Genomic DNA, 26001 nt, shown 5'->3' on the forward strand with positions numbered 1-26001 from the left:
CCTTGGGGTGCTCATCGTGGTCAGCGCGGTGCTTTTCGCGCTGACGCGGCTGACCCCGTTGTCGCCGGCACGGATCGTGCTCGGCGCCGATGCCACCGCCGAGCAGATCCAGGCGTTCGAGCATGATCGCGGTCTCGATCGCAGCCTGCCGGCGCAGTATTCCGCCTGGGTTGCGCAGCTTCCCCGGTCAGGGTTCGGGCAGTCCTACATCACCGGCCGCTCCATCGATCTCGAGCTCCTGGAGAGCCTGCCCGTGACGGTCGAGCTGGTGGTGGTCACCTTCCTGCTGACGCTCGCTGGCGCGATTCCGCTCGGTCTCATCGCGGCGCTGACCGAAGACCGCTGGCCGGACCATCTGATCCGCATGCTGTCCCTGATGGCCGTGTCGGTTCCGGGATTCTGGCTTGCCCTGATCCTGGTCCGCGTCTTCGCCGTCAAGCTGGGCTGGGTGCCACCTATCGGGATCACGCCGCTCGCCGAGGGCTGGCACGCCCATCTCGCCTCTCTGGTGCTGCCGGCCCTGTCGATCGCACTCTACTATATCGGTGCGCTGAGCCGCCTGATGCGCGCCGCCGTCATCGAGGTCCTGGGGCAGGACTATGTCCGCACCGCGCATTCGCTCGGCCTGAGCCGGGGCCTCGTCGCCCGCTACGTGGTCAAGAACGCGCTGCCGCCCTTCGTCAGCGTCGCCGGCATGTCGTTCGGCTACATGTTCGGCTGGGCGATCATCATCGAGCTGGTCTTCAACATACCCGGCCTGTCGCGGGCCTTGCTGACGGCCATCACGCAGCGCGACTACCCGATGATCCAGGCTACCGTTCTGGTCGTCACGGCGATGTTCATCGTCTCGAACCTTGTCGCCGATCTCATCCAGAGGCTGATCAATCCGAGGCTGCGACATGCTTGACGTCGTGCGCTCCACGGAAACCGCGCCCGCGGCTAAGGCCGCCGGAGCCAGGCGCTCGCGTCCGCTCTCCGCGCTTGCCGATCTCGTGCGCCGCCTTGCCGGAACCCGGATCGGACTGGTCGGCCTGGTGATCGTCGGCTTGCTCTGCCTGGCCGCGTTGTCGGCGCCCTGGCTCCCGCTGCACGATCCGCTCGACCTGATGATGGAGCATCGGCTGGAGCCGCCCGGCGGGTCGTTCCTCCTCGGCACGGACGAGATGGGGCGCGACATCTTCGCCAGGCTCGTATGGGGTGCGCGGGGCTCCCTGATGATCGGCGTGCTCACCGTCGCCATTGGGCTCTTGGGCGGCCTCCTGGTCGGGACCCTGTCCGGCTATTACAGCGGGACGCTGGTCGAGAGTGTCCTGCTCGGCCTCATGGACATCTTCGCGGCGATACCGCTGCTGGTCTGGGCGATTGCGATCGTCGGCATCTTCGGCACCGGGCCGGTGCAACTGGGCCCGCTCCTGCTCCCGAACGAAGCCAAGATCATCCTGCTCGTCGGGATGCTCTTCATTCCCGGGCTGGCGCGTGTCGCCCATGGCCTGGCCCTGGCCGAGGCCAAGGCGGACTACGTCGCAGCGCGGCGCCTGCAGGGCGCGGGGGCGTGGTCGATCATGACCAGTGACATCCTGCCCAACATCCTCTCGCCGATCTTCGTGCAGGCGAGTGTGCTGATCGGCATCGGCATCATCATCGAGGCGTCGCTGAGCTTCATCGGCCTCGGCGTGCAGCCGCCGACACCGAGCTGGGGCGGCATGCTGGCCGATGCGCGCTCGCTCGCCTTCTCGGACGAATGGTGGGTCGCGACCTGGCCGGGCCTGGCCATCTTCCTGGCCGTGATCGGCTTCAATCTGGTCGGCGATGCGCTCCGCACGGTGCTCGATCCCCGGCGGCGCGACGGAGGGCCGGCGCTATGACCGCTCCCGCACTGTCCCTCACCGATCTCTCGATCGCCTTCGGTCCCGAGATCGCAGCCCGGAAGGTCGTCCACGGGGTGACGCTTCAGGTCATGGCCGGCGAGAAGCTGGCGATCGTCGGCGAGTCTGGTTCGGGCAAGAGCGTCACGGCGCTCGCCGTCATGCACCAGCTCGGACGCGCCGGTCGCATCGTGGGCGGCGCGATGCGCCTCGACGGCCAGGACATCACCAGCCTGCCCGAAAGCGCCTGCCGCGAGCTGCGCGGCCGCAAGGTGGCGATGATCTTCCAGGACCCGATGACCGCCCTCAATCCCGCCTTCACGGTCGGCCGGCAACTCGTGGACGCCATCCGCAGCCATGACGACCCCGGCCGCAAGGCGGCACACCAGCAAGCCGAAGAACTCCTCGCCAAGGTCGGCATCGACGACCCGCGCCGGCGCAGCGGCCAATATCCCCACGAACTCAGCGGCGGCATGCGCCAGCGCGTCCTGATTGCCATGGCCATCGCCTGCCGGCCGCGCCTGCTGATCGCGGACGAGCCCACGACGGCGCTCGACGTCACCGTTCAGGCGCAGGTGGTCGCGCTGCTGCGCGACATCTGTGCCAGCTCCGGGATCGCCCTGCTGTTCATCTCGCACAATCTCGATCTGGTTGCGGAGTTCTGCGACCGGATCGCGGTGATGTATCGCGGCCGGATCGTCGAATCCGGCAGCGCCGAGGCGATCTTCAGCGCGCCGCGCCATCCCTATACGCGCCTGCTGCTGGACGCGGTGCCGCGACCGGGCCGTCCGTTGCGGACGGCCGCCCCCGCCCCCCTGGCCGAGAGTCCAGGCGAGGGCGCTTGCGACTACTTCTCCCGCTGCCCCCTGGCGGATGTGGATTGCCATGTGCGGCCTGCCCTGCGGGGCGCGGGGGCGCATTTGCGCGCCTGCTGGCGGAGCGCCTGACATGGTCCACGCGCAGGGATCCGCAGCACCACTTCTGGCCGCCGCGAGCGCCGGCCGACGCTATCCGCTCGCGCATTCGCCGTTGGCGCGCCTGTTCGACCGGCGCACGACGCCTGCCCTGCTGGGGGCGAGCCTCGAGGTCCAGGCTGGCGATGTCCTCGGGATCGTCGGCGAGAGCGGCAGTGGCAAGTCGACGCTCGCGCGGCTCCTTGTGGGTCTAGACCGCCCGAGCAGCGGCAGGGTCCTGTTCGAGGGGCGCGATCTGTCCTCGTTCACGGCCGCGGACTGGCAGCGTTTCCGAAATCGCGTCCAGTTCGTCTTTCAGGGTGCGCACACGGCGCTGAACCCGCGCAAAACCGTTGCGCGCAGCTTGAGCGAAGCTTTTCCGGAACAGCCCACGCCTGGCGAGCTCAACGCCTTGCTGGCGCAGGTCAGCCTTGGGCCGGAATTGCTCGACCGATTGCCGCATCAATTGTCGGGCGGACAGAAGCAACGCATCGGGATCGCCCGCGCCCTGGCACGCCAGCCGGAGGTGCTGATCGCCGACGAGCCGACATCGGCGCTCGACGTTTCCGTGCAGAGCGAGATCGTCGCGCTGCTGCAGCAACTGCATCGCGACCGGCAGCTGACATTGGTGATCATCAGCCACGATCTCGGGCTCGTCGGGGCGTTCTGCGACCGCGTGCTGGTGATGTATGCCGGACGCATCGTCGAGACGGGACCTGCCGCGCAGATCCTGGCGGAGCCGGCGCATCCCTATACGCAACGCCTGGTCGCCGCCATTCCGCGCGGGCTCGCCGGGCGTGGCCGCCCGGCCGAACCGCCGCTCTCCGAGGCCGCCCGTCATGGCGGCTGCCCGTTCGAACCCCGTTGCAGCAACCGGATTCCGATCTGCGCGCAAACCGAACCGCCTGAGGTCCGCCTCGGCGATCGGCTCGTCGCCTGCCACCTCGCGCCAGCTCGGTCCATCATCGCGGAGACCACCTCATGACAACGCGCTCGTTTCGCGTCGGCGCCGATATCGGCGGCACTTTCACCGACATCACATTCCTGGAAAACGGGGAGACGGTTCACTCCTTCAAGCACCCGTCGACACCGGACGATTACAGCCGCGGGATCGTCGACGGCATCCTGGCGCTGCTCGAGCGCATCGGCGGCCAGGTGGGCGAGATCGAGGAGGTCGTGCACGCCACGACCGTGGCGACCAACGCCATCCTGGAAGGCAAGGGCGCGACGACCGCGCTGCTGACGACACGCGGGTTCCGGGACGTCCTCGAACTCGGCCGACTGCGCATGCCCGAGCTCTACAACCTCAACTACGAGAAGCCGACGCCGCTGGTGCCGCGCCACAGGCGCTACGAGATTCCCGAGCGCATCGGCGCGCATGGCGAGGTCGTCCTGTCGCTCGACGAGAAGGCCGTGGCCGAGGTGGCGCGCCGCATCGCTGCCGACGGCACGCGCGCTGTCGCGGTGAGCTTCCTGCACGCCTATGCCAATCCACAGCATGAGCGGCGGACCTGCGAGATCTTGACCGAGATCCTCGGCCCGGATGTCTTCGTCTGCTGCTCCAGCGATGTCCTGCCGGAGATCCGCGAATACGAGCGAACCAGCACGGTGGTGGTCAACGCCTATCTCGGGCCGGTCGTGCGCTCCTATCTGCGGGCGCTGACGACCCGGCTGCGCGAGGCCGGCATCCACGCGCCGCTGCAGGTGATGCAGTCGAGCGGCGGCGTGATGAGCGCGCTCGCGGCGAGCGAGAAGCCGGCCTGCATCATCGAGTCCGGCCCGGCTGCCGGGGTCATCGCGGCGGCTCGCATCGGCGCGGCCGGCAGCTCCAGCGACATCATCACCATCGACATGGGCGGCACCACCGCCAAGGCCGCGATCATCGAGCAGGGCCAGCCCGCACGCACCACGGAGTACGAGGTCGGCGCCGGGATCAACATTTCGAGCAAACTGATCAAGGGCGGTGGGCATGCGGTGAAGCTACCCTTCATCGACGTCTCGGAAATCGGTGCCGGCGGCGGCAGCATCATCCGGGTCGATGCCGGCGGCCTGATCCAGGTCGGTCCCGACAGCGCCGGCGCCGTTCCCGGCCCGGCCTGCTACGGCGCGGGCGGAACCCGGCCGACGCTGACCGACGCGCTCGTCATGCTCGGCTACATCAATCCGGAATACATCGCCGGCGGGGCCGTGCGCCTCGACGCCGAGCGCTCCCGGCAGGCGCTCAGCGAGCAGGTCTGCGCGCCGACCGGCCTCGATCTCCAGTCTGCGGCACATGGCGTCTACGCCATCGCTGCATCGACGATGATGCGCGCCGTCAAGGCCGTCTCGACCTATCGTGGGCGTGACCCGCGCGACTTCACCCTGTTCGCATTCGGCGGCAATGGTCCGGCCGTGGCGGCTGAGATCGCCCGCCTCCTCGACATGAAGCGCGTCGTCGTCCCGTCCCATCCCGGCGTCTTCAGCGCGCTCGGGCTGCTCTATTCGACGACCGAGCACGACCTGATGCAGACCTATTTCTGTGCCTTGGATGCGGTCGACACCGACGAGCTCGACATTGCCTACCGCAAGCTCGAGACGAGCATGGCCGCCGGCCTCGAGGCGGACGGGTTCGCGAAGGACGACATCGAGATCGACCGGCTCGCGGACCTGCGCTACGCCGGGCAGGCCTATGAGCTGACGATCGCGGTCGCCGGCCATGAGGACGGGTCGATCGACATCGCCGCCACGAGCGAAGCCTTCCATCGCGAGCACGAGCTGACCTACGGCCATGCCGCGGCGAACGATCCGCTCGAAATCGTCAATATCCGCGTCACCGGTCGCCCTCATAGCGAGAGCGCCACGGCCTACCGGCCGTCAGCTCCTCAAGCATCCGCGGCATCGCCCGGTGCTCAGCCGGAGCGGACCTGCTGGTTCGGCGCGGAATGGGGCCATCTGCCGACGCCGATCATCACCCGCCGGGATCTCGCCGCCGGCGACCGGCAAAGCCCGCTGATCGTCGAGGAATACGACGCCACCTGCGTCGTGCCACCCGGCTGGACCGCGGGTCTGGATGAATTGGGCAACCTCGTGCTCACAGCCTCCGAAAGGTAACGCCATGCTTGCCACGAATTCTGTTCCCGATCGGACGCGCTCCGATCCGGTGACGCTGGAGATCGTCAAGAACGCCCTTGCCTCGATCGCCGACGAGATGGCGCTCGTCATCCTGCGCAGCGCCTATTCACCGATCGTCCGGGACTCGATGGACTATTCGACGGCGCTCTGCGACCGGGACGGGCTGATCATCGCGCAGGGCCTGACCAATCCCGTGCATCTCGGTTCGTTCCCAAGCGTGATGGCGAATATCCTCAAGCGCTTCGGCGGGACGATGCAGCCGGGCGACGGCTACATCACCAACGATCCCTATGGTGCCGGCGGCATGCATCTGCCGGATGTCTACCTGGTCAAGCCGGTCTTTCATGACGGAGAGGTCGAGGGCTTCGTCGCCAGCCTCGTCCACCACACTGACCTCGGCGGCATGGCGCCGGGCAGCATGGCGCTCCATGCGACGGAAATCTTCCAGGAAGGTCTGCGCATCCCGCTGATCAGGGCGATGCGCGACGACCGGATGGAGGAGAACCTGCTCGCCTTCCTGGAGGTGAACTCGCGCATGCCGGAGCAGGTTCTCGGCGATCTCCGGGCGCAGATCGCCGCCTGCGCCGCGGCGGAGCGCGGCTTCGGCAAGGTGCTCGCAAAATATGGCGCGATGCCGATGCGCGGCATGCTGGCCGAACTGCACGACTACGCGGAGCGGCTCGTCCGCGACGAAATCCGCGCCATGCCCGACGGCGTCTACGAGGCTGAGGATTTCATCGATGGTCTCGGCGAGGTTGGTGGGCCGATCCGCTTCAAGGTCGCGATCACCGTCGCCGGCGACGAGATCGAGATCGACTGGACCGGAACGAGCGGGGAGGTGCCGGGCGCCATCAACGGGCCCGTCGCGATCACCTATTCGGTCGCCTATGCCGCGTTGCGCTGCGCCGTTCAGGCGGCGGTGCCGAACTGCGAGGGCTATGCCCGCCCGGTCCGGGTCGTGGCGCCGCTCGGCACCATCGTCAATCCGCGTCCGCCTGCGGCCTGCGCTGCGCGCGGCGTCATGGCCTATCGGATGCTCGATGTGCTGTTCAACGCCTTCGCCCAGATCGTGCCCGATCGAATGCCGGCTGCTGGCGAGGGAGGTCCTTCGGCCATTTCGCTGAGCGGCGTCCATGACGGAAAGGCCTGGCTGATCACGGACGGAATTCTTGGAAGCTGGGGCGGCCGTGCCACCAAGGATGGCGTCGACGGGATCGCCAACCCCGGCGCCAACCTTTCGAATATGCCCGTGGAGCTGATCGAGGCGCGCTATCCGCTGCGGATCGAGAGCTATGGCCTGGTTGCCAATTCGGGAGGTGCGGGGCGGCGGCGCGGCGGCATGGCGATCACGCGCTCGTACCGTATCCTTGGGAAAACTGCGGCCCTCACCGTCCGCTCGGACCGCCGCGCGCATCTGCCGCCGGGGCTGTTCGGCGGGTGCCCGGGATCGCCGTCCCTCAATATTCTCGATCACGACGGCAAGGCCGAGCTCCTGCCGGTGATGCCGATGCGAACGCTTGCGCTACACGAAGGCGATCTCTTCACGCATGTCGCTCCCGGCGGCGGAGGCAATGGCGATCCGCTGGAGCGCGATCCGGCGCAGGTGGCGGCCGATGTGTGTGACGGGCGCTTCACGGTAGCGTTTGCGCGCGACGTCTATGGGGTGGTGATCGACGCGGATGGCCGCGCGGATCCCACGGCAACGAAGGCCCGTCGCGAGCGCCTGGCGACTGACCCCTCCGGGCCGGCCGCCGCCCAGCTTCGTCTTTTCATGGCGCGCAATCGCGGCTGGGCGCTGAGCGCGGAATGCGAAGGAGAAGCGGCATGACGGCGCACGCAGCTGTTCCGGATCTCGCTTCGAGCCTCGCGCGGACTGATTGCCGCCGGTACGAGCGCGCTCGCTTGCTACGTCCAAGCTGGGCGGAGCTCGATTTGGGCGCACTGAGCCGGAATGTCGCGGCAGCGCGCAAACGGGTCGGCCCGGATGTCCGCATCTATTTCGTCTGCAAGGGCGATGGTTTCGGCTTCGGAGCCGCGGCGGTCGCGAAGGCTGCGGAACGGGCGGGCGTCGATGGCTTCTGCGCAGGCAGCCCGGATGAGGTCGTTTCGATCCGCAGCACCGGCACGACGCTGCCGGTCCTGCTGTTCGCCTCCACCAGCCCGGCCGACCTGCCGGCTGCAGCTCGGCTCGGTGCCACGGTGACGGTCCAGAGCATCGCCGATGCCGAGGCGGTGATCGCCGCGGGCGAGGCGATCGAGGTCTTCGTCGAAGTCGATTGCGGTCTTGGCCGCTATGGCTTGCGCCGCGAGCAATGGCCCGGCGTGCTGCAGCGCCTTCGTGCCGCTGGTCATGTCGCGGTTCGGGGCCTGTACTCGCATTTAAGCGCGCCGGACGATCCCGCAACGAGCAGGGATCAGGCCGCACTCTTCCGGCAGGCGGCAGCCGATGCCGCCGCGGCCGGGCATGACGACCTCACCCTCATACTGGCCTCGAGCCGCGTGGTGCTGGCCTATCCCGACATGCTCTTCAACGCGGTCGATCCCGGGCGGCTGATCTATGGCGGAGGGCTCGACGAGAACTGGATGGAGATCGGCGCCCTCTCGCCTTTGCTCAAGGCCGTGAAATCCCGGATCATCCAGATTCAGGAGCACCCGCCCGGCACCGTGCTGGGTATCGGCTATGGCGCGCCGATCGCCATCGAGCGGGGCATGCGCACGGCGGTCGCGCCCATCGGCTTCTGGGACGGGCTGAACCATATCCCGCCGCTGGGCGAAGTCCTGATCCGTGGCCGGCGCTGTCCCGTGCTCGGGCGCCGCACTTTCCAGCATTCTGTCCTCGATGTGACTGCGCTCGGCGATGTCGCGCTCGGTGACGAAGTGGTCGTCCTCGGCCGGCAGGGACAGGAGGAGATCTCGATCCACGATCTCGCCAGGGCGGTCGGCATTCCCGTCATCGAGCTGGTTCCCCGGCTCGCACGGTGCCTGCCGCACGTGTATGTCGATCAGGCGCTGGCAGAGGACGGTTCGGGTGAATGAGGAAAGGACGGGGCAAGCGACCAGCGAGCCCAGGACCGTCACGATCAAGGATGTCGCCAGCCGGGCGGGTGTCGGCCTCGGCACCGTCTCGCGCGTCCTCAACGGAAACGAGAACGTCGCGCCCCAGTTGCGCGACCAGGTCTTCAGAGCCGTTCAGGAACTCGGCTACCGTCCCAATTCGGTCGCCCGCTCCATGCGGCTCGGCAAGAGCCACGCCGTCGGCTGCCTCGTCACGGATATCCGGCAGCCGATCGCGGCCGAAATGATCGCAGCGGCGGAGACGACGCTCGGCCGGGCCGGCTATACCCTGATCGTCGCGAGCACCCATTTCGACAATCGCCGAGAGGCCGAGCTTCTGTCGTTGATGCAGAACCGCGTCGTCGACGGCATGCTCCTGACGGTCAATCGCGACAACGACCCGGATGTCACGCAGCTGCTCGCCGCGATCAACATCCCCATGGTGCTGTGGGAACGCAGCCCGGGCGGGGGCTTCGACACCGTTCTGACCGAGCATCGGCACGGCGCCCGCAGTGCGGCCGCGCATCTCCTGGACCTTGGGCACCGTGAGATAGTGCTCGTTGCCGGTCACCTCGACACCTGGGTCGGCCGGGAGCAGAAGGCGGGCCTTGATGCCGCGTTCGCAGACCGGGGGCTGGAGCAGACCGCAGGTCTCGTCTTCGAGGTTGGCGCGTTCAAGGCGCGCGAGCTGGAGGCGTTATGCCGCCGGGAACGGCCGATCACGGCCATCATCGCCAATATCGACGAAATCCCCGGCATCCTGCGCTTCTGCGCGAAGCGCGGCCTGGTTCTGCCACGCGACCTGTCGATCGTTTCGATCGGTGACGCCAGCATTCTGGAGGTCATGACGCCTTCGATCACGGCCGTGCGCGGCAATGGCACGAAAGTGGCCCAGCTCGCGGCCACTCTTCTGCTGAAGAAAATGTCCGACAAGCAGCCCGAGATCGCGCCGGAGCGCCTGACCGTCGGGATGCAACTCAAGGTCCGGCGTTCCACCGCACCCTTGAACAAGGGTGGCGGGCATGGCTTGCGCAGCCAGGACCGTGCCTGAGCTCCGATCGCTCATGATGGGAAGGCCATGATGTCCCTCCATGTCAGAACGCCTGCCTATTACTCATCGGCTCTCTCCCGCGCGAGCGGGTGCAAGGTTTGGCTGAAGCTTGAATCTCTCCAGCCGACAGGATCGTTCAAGCTCCGCGGCATCGGCCTTGCGTGCCAGCACTATGCACGGAGCGGGGCCAAACGTTTCGTCAGCTCATCCGGCGGCAATGCCGGGATCGCCGCCGCCTATGCCGGGCGTGAGCTTGGTATCCCGGTGACGGTTGTCGTCCCCGAGACGACACCGGCAAGGGCGCGTCGCCTCATCTCCGACATGAGCGCTGACATCCTGATCCACGGCGCGTCCTGGCAGGAGGCGAACGAGCACGCACTTGCGGTGCTGACGGGCAGCGATGCGTTCATCCACCCTTTCGACGATCCAGTGGTCTGGAACGGGCATTCGACGATCATCGACGAGGTGGTCGAGGCGGGGTTGCAGCCCGACCTCGTCGTCCTGTCCGTCGGCGGAGGGGGATTACTCAGCGGCGTCGTCGAAGGCCTGCAGCGTCACAAGCTGGCAACACCTGTTCTTGCCGTGGGGACGACGGGTGCCTCCTGCCTTGCGCAATCGGCTGCCCGGAACGAACGCGTCGTCCTGCCGGCGATCGACACCATCGCCACCTCGCTCGGCGCCCGCGAGGTGGCGGAGCATGCTTTCGCTCTGTTGTCGAAGCATCGCATCGGCTGCGCCGTGGTGTCGGATCTTCAGGCGGTCGATGCTTGCCTGCGCTTCCTCGACGATCATCGTATTCTCGTCGAGCCGGCCTGCGGGGCGAGCATCGCCACGATCTACGGGCAGGTGGCGGAACTCGCCGATTTCCGCAACATCCTGGTCATCGTCTGCGGCGGGGCGATAGCGACCGTGGAGCAGCTGATCGCATGGCGTGGCAGCCTCGCGTCAGCGAGCGCTTCCTGAGCTCAGGCCGAAGTTCGCGTACAAACCACAAGGCCTGGTCCCTATCTGACGCAAGGTGATTCCGATGACGGTCGATTTCCAGGGCAGCTTTATTGAGAGGGCGGCCCTCGTCGTCATGCACTACCAGGTCGATGTGTTCGACATCCTGTTCGGCGAGCAGCCATCGCCCTTGCTGGATCGTTGCAACGCGTTGATCCGGCGCTGGCGTTCCACCGGCCGGCCGGTGCTCTTCCCGAATTTCTCGTTGGGCGAAGGCTATGAACATGCACCGCCGGCGAGCAACCGCCAGATCACCCCTTATCTCCCGAGCGGACGATTTCGAACCGGGCTGCCTGTCGCAGGACTGGCCGTGGAGACAGGAGACCTCTTCTACGCATGTCCGCGAGCCAGCGTCTTTCATTGCACGTCGCTCGACGCCGATCTGCGGACACGCGGCGTCAACACGCTCGTCATGGCCGGGATAAGCACGACTGGCGTTGTCCTTTCGAGCGTCGCCTGGGCCTGCGATGCGGATTACGATCTGCGCCTGGTGGAAGACTGCTGCTACGACCCCGATCAGGACGCGCATGAGGCCCTGTTTCGCTCAGGCTTCGGAGGGCGCGTGCAGGTGGTGAGCGGGGTGCGTTGATGCCCTGGCTCGGTTTATCGGAGCAGTTTCGGGGCTTTTGCCAAGTGGTGTTCGGCCTTGGTTATGCCGCAGCGGCGATTGGCAGCAGCGCGTTGAAGTAAGCTTGGGCGTTTGCCGGGCCAAGCCCTGGTGCCGCTTCAGGAGCTGCATCGTACTGTCAGTGCGTGCCCCTGAATGTTTGCTTTCAGGCGATCGCCTAGAGTCGGCTATTGGCGCACAGCCAACGAATGGCCGTGATACAGGTTCGCGGCTGGGTTGGATGGAAATCACACATGGCGCGAACAAGAGCTATCCGTGCGCATCATCGCTATGATCAAAGGATCACCGGCGGTATCGCGACGATAATCTCAGGGGTGAGTAGCTGCGATCGGTTCCCGGCGAAGCGCGCGCGGCGTTATCGCGGGGAAAATTCGGCCAAACTCCGAAGCCGCGATTGTCATTGACCTCTTTCGGCAGCCTTCCCATCAGAGCCGATCCGTATCCTAGGTTCGCCAAGGGTCGAGAGCCGCCATCCGATTAGCCTCAATGCCGGCGATACCGGGCTCGACCTTGGTGTGCGCCCAGCAGAGTTTTTGGCTCGCTGTTGGATGAGATCACTCACCTGAAACCGCTTTCGCCATGACGCGAGCGACCAGGTCATAGTGGCGCCAGAGTTCGGGATCGATCGGGGCGGGCGCACCGAAATAGCCGTCCGGCGTGACTGCCTTGGCCTCACTGCCGCCCTTGCGCCAGCGAACGAGATCGGCCTCGCCGAGCTGCGTCGGGATCAGCTCCGGGAGGACGTCGAAATCGACCAGTGCCGGATAGTAGCGCGCCATTGCTGCGGTCTCGAGCTCGTCGGCATGGACGCCGAGAATCCCGGTCGTCTTCAACGTGTCCAAGCCGTCCGGGCGCTGCCAAGGCACCCAGAACGGCTCGTTGCCGGAGCAACCCAGCCGTTCGAACAGGCGCCAGCGCAGCGGCGCATAGAGCCAGCGCGCGCGGCCCGGCCCGCGCTCGAGCTGCTCCAGCATGACCTTGTGCAGCATCCGGTTGTGCTCGAGGTCGCCATGGTGGCTGACGAAGAGGACGTCACGAAAGCCGTTCTCGCAGAGCGTGTCGACGATGTCGTTGAGCAGCGCCGCCGACACCTCAGGCCGGGTGCGGAACGTCGCCGGAAACGCCGAGAGCACGTGGTTCACACCCCAGTAGAACGGTGGTGCGATGACGAGCTCGCGGCCGGCTTCCGCAGCATGGCGCCGTGTCAGCCGGCAAAGCGCGGTCGCGATATGCGCGTCGGTCCCGATCGGCAAATGCGGGCCATGATGCTCCATCACGCCGATCGGCAGGAGCACGCCCGCCCCACGCTCGGCTGCAGCGGCGATGGCAGGTCCGGTCATCTCGACCATGGTGCCGGCGTAGAGATCCTGCTCGATCATGACGTCCTCATACTGAAATCAGCGAGCGAACGGACTCGAAGTCCGCGAGAAGATCACCCGAGGCGCCTTCGCGGACGATCCTGCCGCGATCGAGCACGATCGCCCTGTCGCTGAGCCGCAGCGCATCTTCCGCGTGCTGCTCGACGATGATGATCGCAAAGCCGAACTCCTCTCGCAGATGCCTGATCGAATGCTCCAGCTCCTCGACGATCACCGGCGCCAGGCCTTCGAACGGCTCGTCGAGAGCAAGCAGCCGGGGATTCGTCATCAGAGCGCGGGCGATCGCCAGCATCTGCTGCTCGCCGCCGGAGAGATTGTCGCCATGGTTGCGGCGCCTTTCTTGGAGGCGCGGGAACATCGCGTAGGCTTCCGCCAGCCCGAACCGGCCGGGCCGGTGCGCGACCAGCAGATTCTCCTCGACGGTGAGGGAGGCGAAGATGTCGCGCTCCTGCGGTACCCAGCCGATCCCGAGTGCCGCGCGCCCGCTCGCATCGCTGCGGCAGATCTCCTCGCCGCGCCAGCGGATCGCACCGGCGGTGACGCGGGCATGGCCCATCAGCGCCAGGATCAGCGTGGTCTTGCCGACGCCATTGCGGCCGAGCACTGCCAGGCCTTCGCCTTCGTCGAGGCGAAAGCCGACATCCTCGATCACGACCGCGTCGCCATAGCCGGCGACCAGGCTTTCGATTTCAAGCAGCATGATCGCCTCGCCGGCCGAGATAGACTTCCCTGACGCGCGGATCGGCCGAGATCTCGGCTGGAGTGCCTTCGGTGAGGATCTGCCCGGCGACCAGCACCGTGATCCGCTCGGCGAAGCGGAAGACCAGGCCCATATCGTGCTCGATGAAGACCACGGTCAGGCTGGCGGGCAAGGCGTGGATGCGCTCGAAGATCGCCGCGCTCTCGGCCGCCGGTACGCCTGCGGCGGGTTCGTCGAGCACGAGCACGCGCGGACGCGCCGCCAAGGCGATCGCGATTTCGAGCAGACGCTGGCTGCCATAAGGCAGCGCCGCGACCGGCCGCTCTGCCAGCGCCAGCAGATTGACGAAGGCGAGGCAGGAGCGTGCCTCGTCGAGCGCCCCCCGGTCGCTGCGCACGGAGCGCCAAAAGACGGCCGTCCGGCGGTTCCGCTCGAGCACGGCGAGAAGGACGCTGTCCAGGACCGTGAGGTTGCGGAAGAGCTGATTGATCTGGAAGGTCCGGGCCAGCCCCATATGGACGCGCTGCGCCTCCGAATGGCCGGTTGCGTCCTCTCCGGCGATCAGGATGCGGCCGGCAGCCGGTTTCACGCTGCCGGTCAGGGCGTGAACCAGCGTCGTCTTGCCGGCGCCGTTGGGGCCGATCAGCGCATGGCGCGCACCGGCCCGGATCGAGAGCGAAACGTCGCGCACCGCCTGGAAGGCACCGAAGCGCACGCTGAGCGCAGCCGTTGCGAGCGCGGCGGTCATGCGCGCCTCCCGAACCGGCAGAAGCGCTCGATCAAGCCGCCTATGCCGCCACGTGCCAGAAAGACCGATGCCATCAGAACGATCCCGAGCCCAAGCTGCCAATAGCGCGGACTGACCGTCGAGAGCGCGTCCTTGACCAGCCCGAAAGCGGCGGCGCCGATGCTGACGCCGGCGATGTGACCAGTCCCACCCAGCGTCACCACCATGACGATCTCGGCCGAGCGCTCGAAACCGAGCATGTCGAGTGAGGCGAAGCGGCTCGTCTGTGCCAGAAGCGCGCCGCCGACACCGGCGATGGCTCCGGAGAGCAGGTAGCTCACGGCCAGATGGCGCGCGACCGGCGAGCCGATCGCCGGCATGCGCCGCGGATTCTCGCGAATGCCGCGCAGTGCCAATCCGAAGGGAGAGGTCGTCACCCGCCACAGCGCCGCATAGACGAAGGCGAAGACGATCAACGCGTAAAGAAAGGCTGTCCTGCCCTCGAAGTCGAAGGCGAACAGGCCGAGCAGCGGCGCCACCTCGAAATCCGCGAGCCCGTCGGCGCCGCCGGTGAGATCGCGCATCCGGTTGGCGGCCTCGTGGATCAGCGAAGCGACGCCGAGCGTGACCAGCAGCCGGGTGAAATCGCTGCCGCGGACCACGATCGGGCTCAGCACCAGCGCCACGAGAGCCGAGATCGAAGCGCCCGCCATCAGCCCGAACAGCGGGTCGGTGAAGCCCCATCGCGCGAGGATGGCGCTGCCATAGGCTCCGAGGCCGAGAAAGACGGCATGGCCGAGCGAGACGATGCCGGCATGGCCCTGCAGCAGGTCGTAGGACAATGCAAAGATCATCAGCACGAGAATCTGCGTCGCCAAGGCAAGATGGTTGGGAAACAGGAAGTAGCTCGCGATCAGCGCGGCGAAGATGAGCGGCGTGATCGGGTTGAATGACAGCGCTGGCTTCGAAAGGCCGCCATGGCTGATAGGATTTAAAGCGCTCATGCCACTCGCCCCTTCAACCCTGCCGGCTTGACCAGCAGTACGGCGACGAGCAGGCCGAAGATCACGAAACCACCGGCCTCGGGCAGGAGATACTTGAACAGCGCGTCGACCGTACCGAGGCCAAGCGCCGCCAAGAGCGAACCTTCGATCGAGCCGGCTCCGCCGATCGCGACCACCATCAGGAGCATGGTCAGGTATTTCAGAGCAAAGGCCGGGTCGAGCCCGAGCATTTCGACGGATAGCGCGCCGCCGAGCCCGGCCAGTGCCGCGCCGAGCCCGAAGGTGAGCGCGAACAGGCGCTCGACCTGGATGCCGATCCCTTCGGCGGCACGGCGATTGTCGACCGCGGCGCGAATCCTGGCGCCGAACAGCGTGTGCTCGAACAGATAAATCAGGGCGATCGCGGTTGCAGCGCCCATGGCGATCAGGAAGAGACGGTAGCTGGTGATCTCGAGCCCGAGCAGGGCAACGCGCCCGGTCAGCCAGGCCGGCGTCAGGATCCCCTGCTGCTGTGGCCCGAAGATCAGGTTGGCGAGCGCGCCAAGCGCAAAGGCGAGCCCGATCGAGAACAGCACCTGCTCCAGTGCGCTGCGCCGGTAGAGATAACGGATGGCGGTCCGCTCGATCGCGATGCCGAAGATGCCAACCACGACGAACACCAATGGCAGGGCAAGAAGGAAGGGCAGGCCGGCTCCGACCACGACCACGGCGAGATAGGCTCCCACCATGGCGAAAGCGCCATGGGCGAGATTGATGAAGCGCATCAGGCCGAGTGTGACCGAGAGGCCGACTGCGGAGAGGAACAGCAGCATCCCGTAGGCGACGCCGTCGACCAGGACGGCAACGAGGCTAGACACCTGGATTGACTCCCTTGCCCGCCGGCTCAGCGCGCGGTCTTGCCGGGGTCGACGACGGCCTTGTAGGTCTCGAAAGCCCTATTCTGCCAACGCCCGTCGAGCTTCTCGCCACGGCGAATATAGACGTCCTGCACCACATCGCGCGTCTGCGGATCGATGGTGATCGTGCCGCGCGGGCTCGTCAGGGTGAGGCCCTTCATCGCCTCGAGCAAGCCGGTGGCATCGGTCTTGCCACCGGTCTTGGCGACGGCCTTGTAGAGCAGGTCCATCGCATCATAGGCCTGGACCGCGCGGAAGTTCGGGATCGCCTCCGCCCCGGCGACCTCCTTGTAGGCCTTGATGAAGCGCTCGTTCTCGGCGCTTGCGATGCCTGACTGGTAGTGATGGGCCGAGATCACGCCCTCGAGCCCTTCGCCGATCAACGACAGCGAGTTGTCTTCGACGACGTCGCCAGTGACCAGCAGCTTGATGCCGGCCCCGGCGAGATTGCGCTCGCGCGCGGCCTTCATGAAGGCCACGGAGACGTCACCGCCGGGATTGAAGGCGAATAGCGCATCCGGCTTGGCCTCGATGACCCGTTGCAGATAGGGCGCATACTCCATCGAGGTGACGGGCGTGCGGACTTCACCGACCACCTGTCCGCCACCGGCGATGAAGGCCTTCTTGAACCAGGTCTCGGCGTCGATGCCCGGCGCAAAGTCGGAGACCATCGTGTAGACGGTCTTGATGCCGTTCTTCGCCGCCCAGTCGCCGAGCGTCGCCGCCGATTGCGGCAGGGTCCAGGAGACGCGGACGAAATAGGGCGAGCGCTCGGTGATGATCGAGGTCGCGGCGTTGACGATGATCGCCGGGCGCTTGGCCTCGCCGAGCAGCGAGGCGGCCGACATGGCATTCGGCGTGAAACTGTAGCCGATGATCACATCCGCCTTCTCGCGCAGGATCAGCTCTTGCGTCAGCCGGCGGGCGAGGTCGCCGGAGCCCGGCCCCTGGTCGTCGCGGGTCACGATCTCCACCGAGCGTCCAGCCACCGTCTTGCCGTTGAGCTTCTGATAGGCGGCAATGCCCTGCTCATACTGGCGTCCCTCATTGGCGAAGGTGCCCGACAACGGCAGGATGACCCCGACGACCAGCTTGCCATCGGCGGCAGGGGCCGCTGCCGGCGAAAACCCGGCTGCCAAAGCCAGCCCGAACGTAGCGGCGCGCAGCGCCCAGCCGAAATCCCCGTTCACGATCATCTCCCGTTTCAGATGCAGCGTTGCCCGCTGCGGACTCACGACCTGCGCTTCACCCGCCCCTCTGGCGGTCGTGCGCGAGCCTGCGGAAATTCCGCCCCTTGCCCGATTCCGGGACTGCAACGCCGACGAGGCGTCTGGGTGAGCTCAAAGGATCATCGAAATCGGGATGTGTCAAATAATTTATGAATTTTCCATTTCACATAAAAATTTGGAAGTGCACAAAAAGACTCTCAGCGACCCCGGCGGCGCTTCGGCGGGCTTGCACCGAGCTGCTCATCGAGCCTGGCGAGCGTTGCCCTCGCACCGCCCTCGATATGCTCGGCGAGCAGCCGGCAGGCCTCTGCCTCGCGGCGGGCGAGGCAGGCTTCGAGAATCGCCTTGTGCTCAGCATGGATCGAGGGTCGCAGCTCGGGATAACGCACCACGGCGCGGCGATAGCGCTCCGACTGCTCGTAGAGCAGGGCGCAGAAGTGCAGCAGCCAGGGCGAGCCGCAGGCCGCTTCGAGCGCATTGTGGAAGGCGCTGTTGCGCTGCTCCCATTCGTCGGCGTAGCTCGCCGGATCGCCAGTCAGGCTCGTCTCCATGCGCGACATGCGGTGATAGGCGCCGACGATCCCGGCCTCCCACTCATCGTCGCCATTGGCGATCGAGCGGGCCAACGCCATCGTCGAGAAGCGCTGCCTGAGATCGGCGACATCGAGCAGTTCCTCGCGCGACACCGGCGCGACCTGGAACCCGCGCTGCCCTTCGCCGCGCACCAGCCCTTCGACGGCAAGGCGCGACAGTGCCTCCCGCACTGGATTGCGGCCGATATCGTAGCGCTCCTCGAGCTGGTCCGGCCGCAGCCGCTTTCCGGGCTCGAACTCGCCGACGATGATGTCGCGGCGCAGCTTGATGAGCGCCTCGTCGGCCTGTGTACGTGGCCCTTCCTGTCTGAGCAGCCAAGCCGAAGGACCCCAGTCGGGTTTCGGCTGTTTGCTGGCACTATCCGCCATCCATACCCCCTTGCGGGCGCGAATCGAGGCCGGCCCGCCTACTCGTTTCCACCTGCAATACACGAAATCGGGTGCATATGGGATAATTTCTAAGAAGTTGGTTTTGCATCAAAAGCACGAAATTTATAAATTATTGTTGCACCGGAGAATATCGCCCGCTATGGATCGCCACACAGGAGAGCTTACGATGGCAAACGAATTCGACCCCGATCTGCCGTCCAACCGGCTGATCTTCGACATCCGCCGCGACAATGATGTCTGGCCGCACTTCAAGGAGCGGCTCGAAGAGCTGATGGAGGCCTATGGCCTCAGCCCGGCCGAGCGCGAGGCGTTCCGCGCCGTCGACGTTCGGCGCCTCGGCGAGCTCGGCGTGCACCCATACTTCCTGCCGCAGGTCACGCGGCTCTTTCACGGCGCAGCCGGCAACACGACCAAGAGTGCGGCAGCCGAAGCTTATCGCCGCTCCTTCGGCGATCAGATCGTCGAGCATCGCGACATTTCAAGCGAGGAGAAGCCGCATGGCTGAGTTCGTTTCGATCATGGCCATGGCGCACGCGCCGGGCGTCACGGGCTGGCTCGATTCCTGCCCCGTTTCCGACCAGCAGGCGATTCAGGCGGGCTATGAGGAACTGGGCCAGATCATGCGCGCGGCAAAGCCGGACGTGATCATCGGCGTCGGCAACGACCATCTGCTCAACCTGCCCCTGAAGAACCCGCCGAACTGGCGCGTCGATTGCGCGCTGGATTGGACCGGCCCGGCCGAGTTCTTCAAGGCCTGGCTGAAGCAGCCCGGCTACCAGGTCCGCGGCCGGCCGGAGATCGCCGAGATCATCGCCCGCGAAGCCAGGGCGGCCGGCCACAAAATCGATCGTGGCGATGGCCTGCTCTTCGACGACAACTGGTCGGTGCCGCTCTGGTATCTCGGCTACGACGTGCCGATCCTGCCGATCCATATGAACTGCATCAATCCTCCGGTTCCCGAGCCGGCCGATTGCATCCGCTTTGGCCGGGAATTGCGGCGGATCGTACGCGACGTCTTGCCGGCAGGCCTGCGCGTCGGGCTGATGGGTACGGGCGGGCTATCGCATGAGCCCGGCGGGCCGCGCTATTTCACGATGGATTCGAAGTTCGACCGTTGGTTCCTCGAGTTGATGGAAGAAAGCGACGCCGATCGGGTGATCCGCGAAGCGACCGTCGAGCGGATGAATGATGCCGGCGGCGGCGGCACCACCGAGCTCCTCGCCTGGATGGTGGCAATGGCGGCGGCGGGCGGCACCGGCGCGCGCTCAGTCTTCTACGTTGCATCGGCGGAGATGCGTTGCGGCATCGGCGCCAGCGTCTGGTCGGATTTCGCCTGACATGGCCGAGCGCGAGACAACAGAAGCGTTTGCCAGCCGAGGCGCCCTTACGACTGTCGAGGAGCGGGTCGCGCCACAGCGCACCGCGCTGATCGTGGTCGACATGCAGAACGATTTCTGTGCCCCCGGCGGCTATATCGACGGTATCGGCAAGGACGTCTCCGGCCTTGCCGCCATCGTGCCGCCGCTGAACGGCTTGCTGGCGCAGGCACGCCGCGTCGGGGTTCCGGTGGTCTGGCTGACGGCCTGCTACGAGGAGCACGAGATCCCGCCCTCGATGATCACGCAACGCCGCCGGATCGGCGCCAGCGCCGTCTGCTGTGAGCGCGGCTCCTGGGGGGCAGGGTTCTTCGGTGTCTCGCCGGAGCCTGGCGAGGTGGTATTCGAGAAGCACACCTATTCCGGTTTCTCCAATCCCGGCCTGGGGCGGCACCTGCAGGCGCTGGGGCGCGAAGCCCTCGTCTTCGCCGGCGTGCAGACCAATGTCTGCGTCGAATCGACCCTCCGCGAGGCGCATAGCCGCGGCTTTGACGTCGCCATCGTGCAGGACGCCGTCGCCTCGCACGCGGCCACGCAGCACCAGGCGACGCTCGCCAATGTCGGTTTCCTGTTCGGTGACGTGATCACGGCCGAAGTCGTCGCGCGGGCCTGGGCCGCTCCGCCGGCTTCGGTCGTGGCAATGGAGGAGCATTCGCAGGTCTCGGATGCGCTGTTACCCGGTGGGAACCGATGACGGGCGCCGCGCCGATGCGGCGGCGCATCGACATCCATCACCATTTCATACCGCCGCGCTATCGCGAGCTGGTCGGCGCCGATGCGATCGGCCGCACGCTGGTCTCGGGGCAGGCACCCGCCTGGAGCCCGCAGCAGTCGATCGAGGCGATGGACCGCAACGGCGTTTCGCTCGCGGTCGTCTCGATCTCGGCCCCGGGGTTTCAGTGCGACGAGGGCGAGCGTGCGGCGCTGTGCCGCCATTGCAACGATTTCGCCGCGCGCATGCGAAGCGACCATCCGGGCCGGTTCGGCAGCTTCGCGTCGCTGCCGCTGCCGGATATCGAGGCCAGCCTCAAGGAGATCGAACGCGCATTCGACGAACTCGAAGCCGACGGCATCGGCCTGCTCACCAATTATGGCGGCCGCTATCTCGGCGACCCCATGCTCGATCCCGTCTTCGAGGAGCTGAACCGTCGAGCCGCGACGGTCTTCGTTCATCCGACCGACACGTCCTGCGGCTGCTGGGTCGGGCTGCCGGCGGCCTCCCTCGAATTCCCGTTCGACACCACGCGCGCGATCGCCAATCTGCTGTTCTCCGGCACGATCGGCCGGTTTCCGAATATCCGTCTGATCTTCTCCCATGCCGGCGGCACGATGCCCTTCCTCGCCGGGCGCCTCGCCAGGCTCGAGCGCCGGCCGGACTACAAGCGGATGGTCCCGGAAGGCGTGAAAGCGCTGCTCCAGAGGCTTTACTTCGATACGGCCCTGTCGGCGGAGTCGCATATGCTGGATGCGGTCATGTCATTGACGACACCGGAGCATGTCCTGTTCGGCAGCGACTATCCCTACGCGCCCGAGGATGCGATGACCGCGGCCGTGAGGTCGCTCGATGCCATCTCGCTGCCGAACTCGGCAATCGATGCGATCCTGGCGGGAAATGCGCTGGGGTTGCTGCCGTCCCTGGGAGTTCGAAGCGGGACTTAGCCGGCGCGACCATGCATCGCCGTTATTTTTGGCCGGCTGGCCGCGCGGATTCGACTTTGCCGGTCCGGCTCATCGATGTCCTTCGAGATTGGCCGGGCTGAGGCGTCGCGCAAGGTGCTCGGCGAAGAGGCGTGCGGCCGGAAGCGGAATCTTGGCCGCGGGCGTCACTGCATGGATCGGGACCTTCTGCGTCTCGTACTCGGCCAGCACGATCTCCAGCTCACCCCGTTCGACGAGGTCGCGGACCTGCCAGAGCGGTGTGAAGCCGAGACCCAGGCCGAGCGCAGCGGCCGAATAAGTTGCGGCAGTGCTGTCGGTCCGCAGCCTCCCGCTTACGCGGATAGTGCGGAGTTCGCCGTCGATCTGAAACGGCCATGCCTCCGACATCACATCGAGACGGCGCACCAGGCATTGATGATCGGCAAGCTCGCCGGGATGGCCGGGACGACCATGCTTGGCAAAATATGTCGGTGATCCATAGACCACGCGGCGCAAGGCACCCAGCCGCCGCGCCTTCAGCTCGGAATCGGGCAGGTCGCCGATGCGAACCGCCAGGTCGATGCCGTTCTCGACCAGATCGAGAAAACGATCGCTCAGGCTGAGCTCGACCTCGATCTTCGGATACCGCTCAAGGAACTCGGCGAGCGCCGGGACGACGTGGACGGGCGCGAACAGCACCGGCGCGCTGATCCGCAGCAGCCCGACAGGCTCGGCGCGCTGGTTGCTGGCCTCCGCACCGGCATCAGTGATCTCGAGAAGCGCCGGCCGAATGCGCGAGTAGAAGCGGCGTCCCGCTTCGGTCGGATGCGATCGGCGCGTGGTGCGGCGCACGAGCTCGACGCCGATGTTCTCCTCAAGGGTGGCGAGCGATCTGCTGACCGATTGCAGGGAGCGCCGTAGAGCCCGCGCCGCGGCGGTGAAGCTTCCCTCGTCCAGGATGGCGACGAACGCCTCCAGGTCCTCGAGACGATGCATGAGTTCGCCCAGCCAGATTATATTGCTGTTCGATATAATATCTTCCGAAGCGCCTCGATTATCAACCCACGCCACGCGCCTCACATTGATGTGACGATGTTCAATGGAGTTCGCTGATGACTGCCGAGATCGACACCGTCCTCGCTGTCGGGGCCCATGGCAGATTTGCCGGCTTCGTCCCTCCTGCGCTGCGGGGCAAGGGAATCAAAATTCGGGCGCTTGTGCGCGACGATGCCGCCGCCGCGGCGGCTCTGGGGAATGGCGCTACCGAGCTGGCTCGCGGCGATCTCCGTAACCCAGACACACTGCTCGCGGCGGTGCGCGGCGTTCAGGGCGTCTTTCATATCGGCCCGGCCTTCGCCCCGGACGAGGCAGAGATGGGCCTCAACATGGTGCGCGTAGCGCGACAGGAGGGCGTGGCGAAGTTCGTCTATTCCTCGGTGATCCAGCCGACTTATGCCAGGCTCCCCAACCACGCGAGCAAGATCGTCGTCGAACAGGCGCTGTTCGAATCCGGGCTCGACTACACCATCTTGCGGCCGACAAACGTCTTCCAGAATCTGGTCGCCGCCTGGCCCGCCATCGTGGAGACCGCGACCTTTGCCGAGCCGTTCCCGGCAACGATGCGCGTCGCCCGGGTCGATTATCGCGACGTCGCCGAAGCTGCCGCCATCGCGTTCAGCAGCAACCGTCTATCATACGGTGCTTTCGATCTTTGCGCCGACGGATCGCCCAATCGCGACGAGATCGTCGCCTTGATGAGCCATGTTCTCGGGCGCCCCATCGCCGCTGCCGAGCCGAACTTCGACACATGGGCCGCGAAAGCGAGCCTGCCATACGCCCCCGCGCAGATCGAGGTGCTGCGCCAGGTCCATGCGCACTACGCGACGCATGGAGCGCCGGGCAACGGCCTCGTCCTACGAGCGATCCTCGGTCGCGAGCCGCGCACGCTGCAGGCCTTCATTCAGGAGCTGGCGACAGGCCAAAGCCTGACGGGCCCGGACGCGCAACCGATGACGGCTCGGAGCTGACAATGACCGAGGCATCGAATGCAGCGCATCACCGCAGCGCGGCTGATCACACGGCGGCAATGACGCCAGGCATGACCTTGTTCTTCGCGGCGGCAGTCGCGATCACGGTCCTCAACCTGTTCGCTTCGCAACCCCTGCTTGGCCTTATCGGCCCGGCTTTCGGAATGATTCCTGCCCAGGCCAGCCTGATCACCACCTTGACGCTGTTGGGCTACGCGCTCGGCCTCATCTTCCTCGTTCCCCTGGTCGACCTCGTACCCAATCGCCGCCTGATCCTGCTGACGTTGCTTTGTTGTGTCGCATCGCTGGTATCGACGTCGCTCGCCCCGACCACCTCGCTTCTCCTGGCGAGCGCGGTTGCACTTGGCGTGACGTCGACGGCCGTCCAGATGCTCGTTCCCATCGCGGCGGCGCTGGCAGCGCCTGAGGCGCGAGGCCGGGTGGTCGGCAATGTGATGAGCGGGCTGATGGTCGGCACGCTGCTCTCGAGACCGCTCGCCAGCCTGGTGGCGGAATTTGCCGGCTGGCGTTCCTTCTACGCGCTGAGCGCCGTTCTCATCGCGGTTCTGACCGCAGCAATGGCGAAGACATTGCCCGAACGACGGCCTTCGCCCGGCGCAAGCTATGGCTCGCTGATCGCCTCGCTGGGGACGTTGATCTGGCAGGAGCCGGTGCTGCGCTGGCGCTCTGCCTATCAGTTCCTGCTGATGGGAGCGTTCAGCCTGTTCTGGACCGCGATTGCGTTGCGGCTGACGGCCCCGCCTTACGGGCTCGGGCAGATCGGCATCGCGGTGTTCTCGCTTGCGGCCGTCGGAGCAGTCGTGATCGCACCTGTCGCCGGGCGATTGGCGGACCGAAACAAGGCGAACATGATGACCCCGCTGTTCCAGGGTGCAGTCGTTCTCGCCTTCCTGCTGGTTGCCCTAGCAGATGGAGCTGGCGGGATGCTTCCGCTCGAGGCCATGCCGGTCCTGTCGCTTGCATTGCTCGGCATTGCCGCGTTCCTGCTCAGTCTTGGTGTCACCGGCGACCAGATCATCGGACGTCATGCGATCAACATGCTTCAGCCCGAGGCGCGTGGGCGCCTGAACGGCCTCTACACCAGCTTCATGTTCACCGGCGGGGCGCTTGGAGCATTTGCCGCAGGTCCGGCTTGGGACCACGGAGGCTGGCCTCTCGTCTACCTGCTTGCATTTGGAGCCGCTTCGATCGCAGCCCTGCTGACGATCGGCGCCAGCTTCGCCGTATCGAAGCGCTGAGCGACGAACCGGCTGCGCGACACCGATGGCCGGATCAAGGACATCGCCTTTTCATCCAGTTAACCCGGTCCGGCGCAATTCGGCAGGTGTTACCGTGGATGGCGGCGAGCACCGTTACACCAAGCGATATCCGGCGAGCCTTTCGTGAGTTGTCCGCGGACCAAGCCGCCTTGGCCATGGCCGCCAATTTGGTTAGGGCGCCGAGCTGCGCGCTGCAAGTGTCTGCTATTGGGCAGAACACCAACGTCAGTAGTTGGCGCAGAACCCCCCGGCGAGCGGATGGAATGTCGTGGTGGCCGGGATACAGAAAATCACTGCCGGGAAACTCCCGGCAGTGGCCTCGTGAACGCCTGGTTCAGATCTGTGCCGGGCGGGGCCCGACGCGCTCGCCATGGGCGACGCGCTCGGGTGCGTTGTGGACCATGGTGTAGGCGTAGTCGACGCCCATGCCATAGGCGCCGGAATGCTCCTTCACGATCGCTGTCACGGCGTCATAGGTCTCGCGATGGGCCCAGTCGCGCTGCCATTCGAGCAGGACCTGCTGCCAGGTCACCGGCACGACGCCCGCCTGCACCATGCGGTCCATGGCGTATTTGTGCGCATCGACAGAGGTGCCGCCGGAGGCGTCCGCGACCATGTAGATCTCGTAGTCGCCTTCCAGCATGGCGCAGAGTGCGAAGGTGGTGTTGCAGACTTCGGTCCAGAGCCCTGAGACCACGACCTTCTTGCGGCCGTTGGCGGCGAGCGCGTCACGGACGTTCTGGTCGTCCCAGGAGTTCATCGAGGTCCGCTCGAGGATCTTGTTTTGCGGGAACACCGCCAGCAGCTCGGGATAGGTGTGGCCTGAGAAGCTCGTGGTCTCGACCGTGGTGATGGTGGTCGGGACGTTGAAGACCTTCGCTGCCTTGGCCAGGCCGACGACATTGTTCTTCAGGACTTGCCGGTCGATCGACTGCACGCCAAACGCCATCTGCGGCTGTTGGTCGATGAAGATGAGCTGGCAGTTCTTGGGCGTGAGGACTTGCTGGTACTTCGACATGATGGTCTCCGGATCGCGATCCGTTGGTCAGCAGCGCCGTGCCGGCGCCAGGCATCAAGCAGCATTATCGCTGGCAGGAT

At 66.2% G+C, this 26001-nt stretch carries 25 protein-coding genes; 16 read left to right on the forward strand and 9 right to left on the reverse strand.

Annotated elements, in window-relative coordinates:
* Positions 1-7: 7 nt before the first annotated feature.
* The 10 genes from BLM15_RS29535 (at position 8) to BLM15_RS29580 (ending at position 11625) form a co-directional block, all read left to right on the forward strand.
* Positions 8-907 carry an ABC transporter permease gene (locus BLM15_RS29535; protein ID WP_206734950.1) on the forward strand — a complete coding sequence of 300 codons (900 nt, stop codon included), beginning with the start codon at positions 8-10 and terminating at the stop codon, positions 905-907.
* Complete coding sequence (locus BLM15_RS29540; RefSeq protein WP_126116499.1) at positions 900-1865, forward strand: ABC transporter permease; 966 nt, start codon at positions 900-902, stop codon at positions 1863-1865. The genes BLM15_RS29535 and BLM15_RS29540 overlap by 8 nt, the downstream gene beginning before the upstream one ends.
* Positions 1862-2812: an ABC transporter ATP-binding protein gene (locus tag BLM15_RS29545; protein ID WP_164547725.1), complete on the forward strand. Its 951-nt coding sequence runs from the start codon at positions 1862-1864 to the stop codon at positions 2810-2812. The genes BLM15_RS29540 and BLM15_RS29545 overlap by 4 nt, the downstream gene beginning before the upstream one ends.
* A 1-nt stretch (position 2813) precedes the next feature.
* Positions 2814-3803: an ABC transporter ATP-binding protein gene (locus tag BLM15_RS29550; protein WP_206734951.1), complete on the forward strand. Its 990-nt coding sequence runs from the start codon at positions 2814-2816 to the stop codon at positions 3801-3803.
* Positions 3800-5908 carry a hydantoinase/oxoprolinase family protein gene (locus BLM15_RS29555; protein ID WP_126116502.1) on the forward strand — a complete coding sequence of 703 codons (2109 nt, stop codon included), beginning with the start codon at positions 3800-3802 and terminating at the stop codon, positions 5906-5908. The genes BLM15_RS29550 and BLM15_RS29555 overlap by 4 nt, the downstream gene beginning before the upstream one ends.
* Positions 5909-5912: 4 nt before the next feature.
* The gene (locus BLM15_RS29560; RefSeq protein ID WP_126116503.1) at positions 5913-7757 is read left to right on the forward strand and encodes a hydantoinase B/oxoprolinase family protein; all 1845 of its coding nucleotides are present in this window, start codon (positions 5913-5915) and stop codon (positions 7755-7757) included.
* Entirely contained in the window at positions 7754-8965 is a 1212-nt protein-coding gene (gene alr, locus BLM15_RS29565) for an alanine racemase (protein ID WP_126116504.1), read from the forward strand. Before BLM15_RS29560 ends, alr begins: the two co-directional genes overlap by 4 nt.
* Positions 8925-10034: a LacI family DNA-binding transcriptional regulator gene (locus BLM15_RS29570; RefSeq protein WP_126116505.1), complete on the forward strand. Its 1110-nt coding sequence runs from the start codon at positions 8925-8927 to the stop codon at positions 10032-10034. Before alr ends, BLM15_RS29570 begins: the two co-directional genes overlap by 41 nt.
* A gap of 30 nt (positions 10035-10064) precedes the next feature.
* A complete protein-coding gene (locus BLM15_RS29575) occupies positions 10065-10997 on the forward strand; it encodes a pyridoxal-phosphate dependent enzyme (protein ID WP_126116506.1) in 933 nt (310 codons plus the stop codon).
* Positions 10998-11061: 64 nt separating this feature from the next.
* Positions 11062-11625: a cysteine hydrolase family protein gene (locus tag BLM15_RS29580; RefSeq protein ID WP_206438725.1), complete on the forward strand. Its 564-nt coding sequence runs from the start codon at positions 11062-11064 to the stop codon at positions 11623-11625.
* Between the two features lie 593 nt (positions 11626-12218).
* Here the strand turns inward: BLM15_RS29580 and BLM15_RS29585 are convergent.
* The 7 genes from BLM15_RS29585 to BLM15_RS29615 form a co-directional block, all read right to left on the reverse strand.
* Positions 12219-13043 carry a creatininase family protein gene (locus BLM15_RS29585; RefSeq protein ID WP_126116507.1) on the reverse strand — a complete coding sequence of 275 codons (825 nt, stop codon included), beginning with the start codon at positions 13041-13043 and terminating at the stop codon, positions 12219-12221.
* Between the two features lie 7 nt (positions 13044-13050).
* Positions 13051-13743 carry an ABC transporter ATP-binding protein gene (locus BLM15_RS29590; RefSeq protein ID WP_126116508.1) on the reverse strand — a complete coding sequence of 231 codons (693 nt, stop codon included), beginning with the start codon at positions 13741-13743 and terminating at the stop codon, positions 13051-13053.
* Positions 13733-14491 (reverse strand): ABC transporter ATP-binding protein, encoded by a 759-nt coding sequence (locus BLM15_RS29595; RefSeq protein ID WP_126116509.1) that lies wholly within the window; start codon positions 14489-14491, stop codon positions 13733-13735. Before BLM15_RS29595 ends, BLM15_RS29590 begins: the two co-directional genes overlap by 11 nt.
* Positions 14488-15474 carry a branched-chain amino acid ABC transporter permease gene (locus BLM15_RS29600; protein WP_126116510.1) on the reverse strand — a complete coding sequence of 329 codons (987 nt, stop codon included), beginning with the start codon at positions 15472-15474 and terminating at the stop codon, positions 14488-14490. Before BLM15_RS29600 ends, BLM15_RS29595 begins: the two co-directional genes overlap by 4 nt.
* Positions 15471-16331, reverse strand: a complete 861-nt coding sequence (locus BLM15_RS29605) for a branched-chain amino acid ABC transporter permease (protein WP_126116511.1) — start codon at positions 16329-16331, stop codon at positions 15471-15473. Before BLM15_RS29605 ends, BLM15_RS29600 begins: the two co-directional genes overlap by 4 nt.
* A gap of 26 nt (positions 16332-16357) precedes the next feature.
* Entirely contained in the window at positions 16358-17560 is a 1203-nt protein-coding gene (locus tag BLM15_RS29610; protein ID WP_206734953.1) for an ABC transporter substrate-binding protein, read from the reverse strand.
* A 236-nt stretch (positions 17561-17796) separates the two neighbouring features.
* Entirely contained in the window at positions 17797-18561 is a 765-nt protein-coding gene (locus BLM15_RS29615) for an FCD domain-containing protein (RefSeq protein ID WP_126116513.1), read from the reverse strand.
* A gap of 187 nt (positions 18562-18748) precedes the next feature.
* Between BLM15_RS29615 and BLM15_RS29620 the strand changes: the two genes are divergently transcribed.
* From BLM15_RS29620 to BLM15_RS29635, 4 genes are read left to right on the forward strand one after another with little or no spacing between them, the layout of a single operon-like run.
* A complete protein-coding gene (locus BLM15_RS29620; RefSeq protein WP_126116514.1) occupies positions 18749-19087 on the forward strand; it encodes a hypothetical protein in 339 nt (112 codons plus the stop codon).
* Positions 19080-19919 carry a DODA-type extradiol aromatic ring-opening family dioxygenase gene (locus tag BLM15_RS29625; protein WP_126116515.1) on the forward strand — a complete coding sequence of 280 codons (840 nt, stop codon included), beginning with the start codon at positions 19080-19082 and terminating at the stop codon, positions 19917-19919. Before BLM15_RS29620 ends, BLM15_RS29625 begins: the two co-directional genes overlap by 8 nt.
* A gap of 1 nt (position 19920) precedes the next feature.
* A complete protein-coding gene (locus BLM15_RS29630) occupies positions 19921-20652 on the forward strand; it encodes a cysteine hydrolase family protein (RefSeq protein WP_164547726.1) in 732 nt (243 codons plus the stop codon).
* Positions 20649-21617 (forward strand): amidohydrolase family protein, encoded by a 969-nt coding sequence (locus tag BLM15_RS29635; RefSeq protein ID WP_126116517.1) that lies wholly within the window; start codon positions 20649-20651, stop codon positions 21615-21617. The genes BLM15_RS29630 and BLM15_RS29635 overlap by 4 nt, the downstream gene beginning before the upstream one ends.
* Before the next feature lie 69 nt (positions 21618-21686).
* Here the strand turns inward: BLM15_RS29635 and BLM15_RS29640 are convergent, their stop codons facing one another.
* A complete protein-coding gene (locus tag BLM15_RS29640) occupies positions 21687-22592 on the reverse strand; it encodes a LysR family transcriptional regulator (RefSeq protein WP_126116789.1) in 906 nt (301 codons plus the stop codon).
* 116 nt (positions 22593-22708) lie between these two features.
* On the opposite strand from BLM15_RS29640, the gene BLM15_RS29645 reads away from it, so the two are divergent.
* Complete coding sequence (locus BLM15_RS29645; protein ID WP_126116518.1) at positions 22709-23623, forward strand: NmrA family NAD(P)-binding protein; 915 nt, start codon at positions 22709-22711, stop codon at positions 23621-23623.
* 2 nt (positions 23624-23625) lie between these two features.
* Positions 23626-24882 carry an MFS transporter gene (locus BLM15_RS29650; protein ID WP_126116519.1) on the forward strand — a complete coding sequence of 419 codons (1257 nt, stop codon included), beginning with the start codon at positions 23626-23628 and terminating at the stop codon, positions 24880-24882.
* Between the two features lie 355 nt (positions 24883-25237).
* Here BLM15_RS29650 and BLM15_RS29655 read toward each other — a convergent pair whose 3' ends face one another.
* Positions 25238-25921, reverse strand: a complete 684-nt coding sequence (locus tag BLM15_RS29655; protein WP_126116520.1) for a hydrolase — start codon at positions 25919-25921, stop codon at positions 25238-25240.
* Between the last annotated feature and the right edge of the window lie 80 nt (positions 25922-26001).

This window comes from Bosea sp. Tri-49 (assembly GCF_003952665.1).
Classification (GTDB): domain Bacteria; phylum Pseudomonadota; class Alphaproteobacteria; order Rhizobiales; family Beijerinckiaceae; genus Allobosea.

Coding starts and splice junctions, on each gene's coding strand:
- BLM15_RS29540 (WP_126116499.1), top strand. CDS start 900: ATGCTTGACGTCGTGCGCTCCACGGAAACCGCGCCCGCGGCTAAGGCC.
- BLM15_RS29545 (WP_164547725.1), top strand. CDS start 1,862: ATGACCGCTCCCGCACTGTCCCTCACCGATCTCTCGATCGCCTTCGGT.
- BLM15_RS29550 (WP_206734951.1), top strand. CDS start 2,814: ATGGTCCACGCGCAGGGATCCGCAGCACCACTTCTGGCCGCCGCGAGC.
- BLM15_RS29555 (WP_126116502.1), top strand. CDS start 3,800: ATGACAACGCGCTCGTTTCGCGTCGGCGCCGATATCGGCGGCACTTTC.
- BLM15_RS29560 (WP_126116503.1), top strand. CDS start 5,913: ATGCTTGCCACGAATTCTGTTCCCGATCGGACGCGCTCCGATCCGGTG.
- alr (WP_126116504.1), top strand. CDS start 7,754: ATGACGGCGCACGCAGCTGTTCCGGATCTCGCTTCGAGCCTCGCGCGG.
- BLM15_RS29570 (WP_126116505.1), top strand. CDS start 8,925: ATGTCGATCAGGCGCTGGCAGAGGACGGTTCGGGTGAATGAGGAAAGG.
- BLM15_RS29575 (WP_126116506.1), top strand. CDS start 10,065: ATGTCCCTCCATGTCAGAACGCCTGCCTATTACTCATCGGCTCTCTCC.
- BLM15_RS29580 (WP_206438725.1), top strand. CDS start 11,062: ATGACGGTCGATTTCCAGGGCAGCTTTATTGAGAGGGCGGCCCTCGTC.
- BLM15_RS29585 (WP_126116507.1), bottom strand. CDS start 13,043: ATGATCGAGCAGGATCTCTACGCCGGCACCATGGTCGAGATGACCGGA.
- BLM15_RS29590 (WP_126116508.1), bottom strand. CDS start 13,743: ATGCTGCTTGAAATCGAAAGCCTGGTCGCCGGCTATGGCGACGCGGTC.
- BLM15_RS29595 (WP_126116509.1), bottom strand. CDS start 14,491: ATGACCGCCGCGCTCGCAACGGCTGCGCTCAGCGTGCGCTTCGGTGCC.
- BLM15_RS29600 (WP_126116510.1), bottom strand. CDS start 15,474: ATGAGCGCTTTAAATCCTATCAGCCATGGCGGCCTTTCGAAGCCAGCG.
- BLM15_RS29615 (WP_126116513.1), bottom strand. CDS start 18,561: ATGGCGGATAGTGCCAGCAAACAGCCGAAACCCGACTGGGGTCCTTCG.
- BLM15_RS29620 (WP_126116514.1), top strand. CDS start 18,749: ATGGCAAACGAATTCGACCCCGATCTGCCGTCCAACCGGCTGATCTTC.
- BLM15_RS29625 (WP_126116515.1), top strand. CDS start 19,080: ATGGCTGAGTTCGTTTCGATCATGGCCATGGCGCACGCGCCGGGCGTC.
- BLM15_RS29630 (WP_164547726.1), top strand. CDS start 19,921: ATGGCCGAGCGCGAGACAACAGAAGCGTTTGCCAGCCGAGGCGCCCTT.
- BLM15_RS29635 (WP_126116517.1), top strand. CDS start 20,649: ATGACGGGCGCCGCGCCGATGCGGCGGCGCATCGACATCCATCACCAT.
- BLM15_RS29640 (WP_126116789.1), bottom strand. CDS start 22,592: ATGCATCGTCTCGAGGACCTGGAGGCGTTCGTCGCCATCCTGGACGAG.
- BLM15_RS29645 (WP_126116518.1), top strand. CDS start 22,709: ATGACTGCCGAGATCGACACCGTCCTCGCTGTCGGGGCCCATGGCAGA.
- BLM15_RS29650 (WP_126116519.1), top strand. CDS start 23,626: ATGACCGAGGCATCGAATGCAGCGCATCACCGCAGCGCGGCTGATCAC.
- BLM15_RS29655 (WP_126116520.1), bottom strand. CDS start 25,921: ATGTCGAAGTACCAGCAAGTCCTCACGCCCAAGAACTGCCAGCTCATC.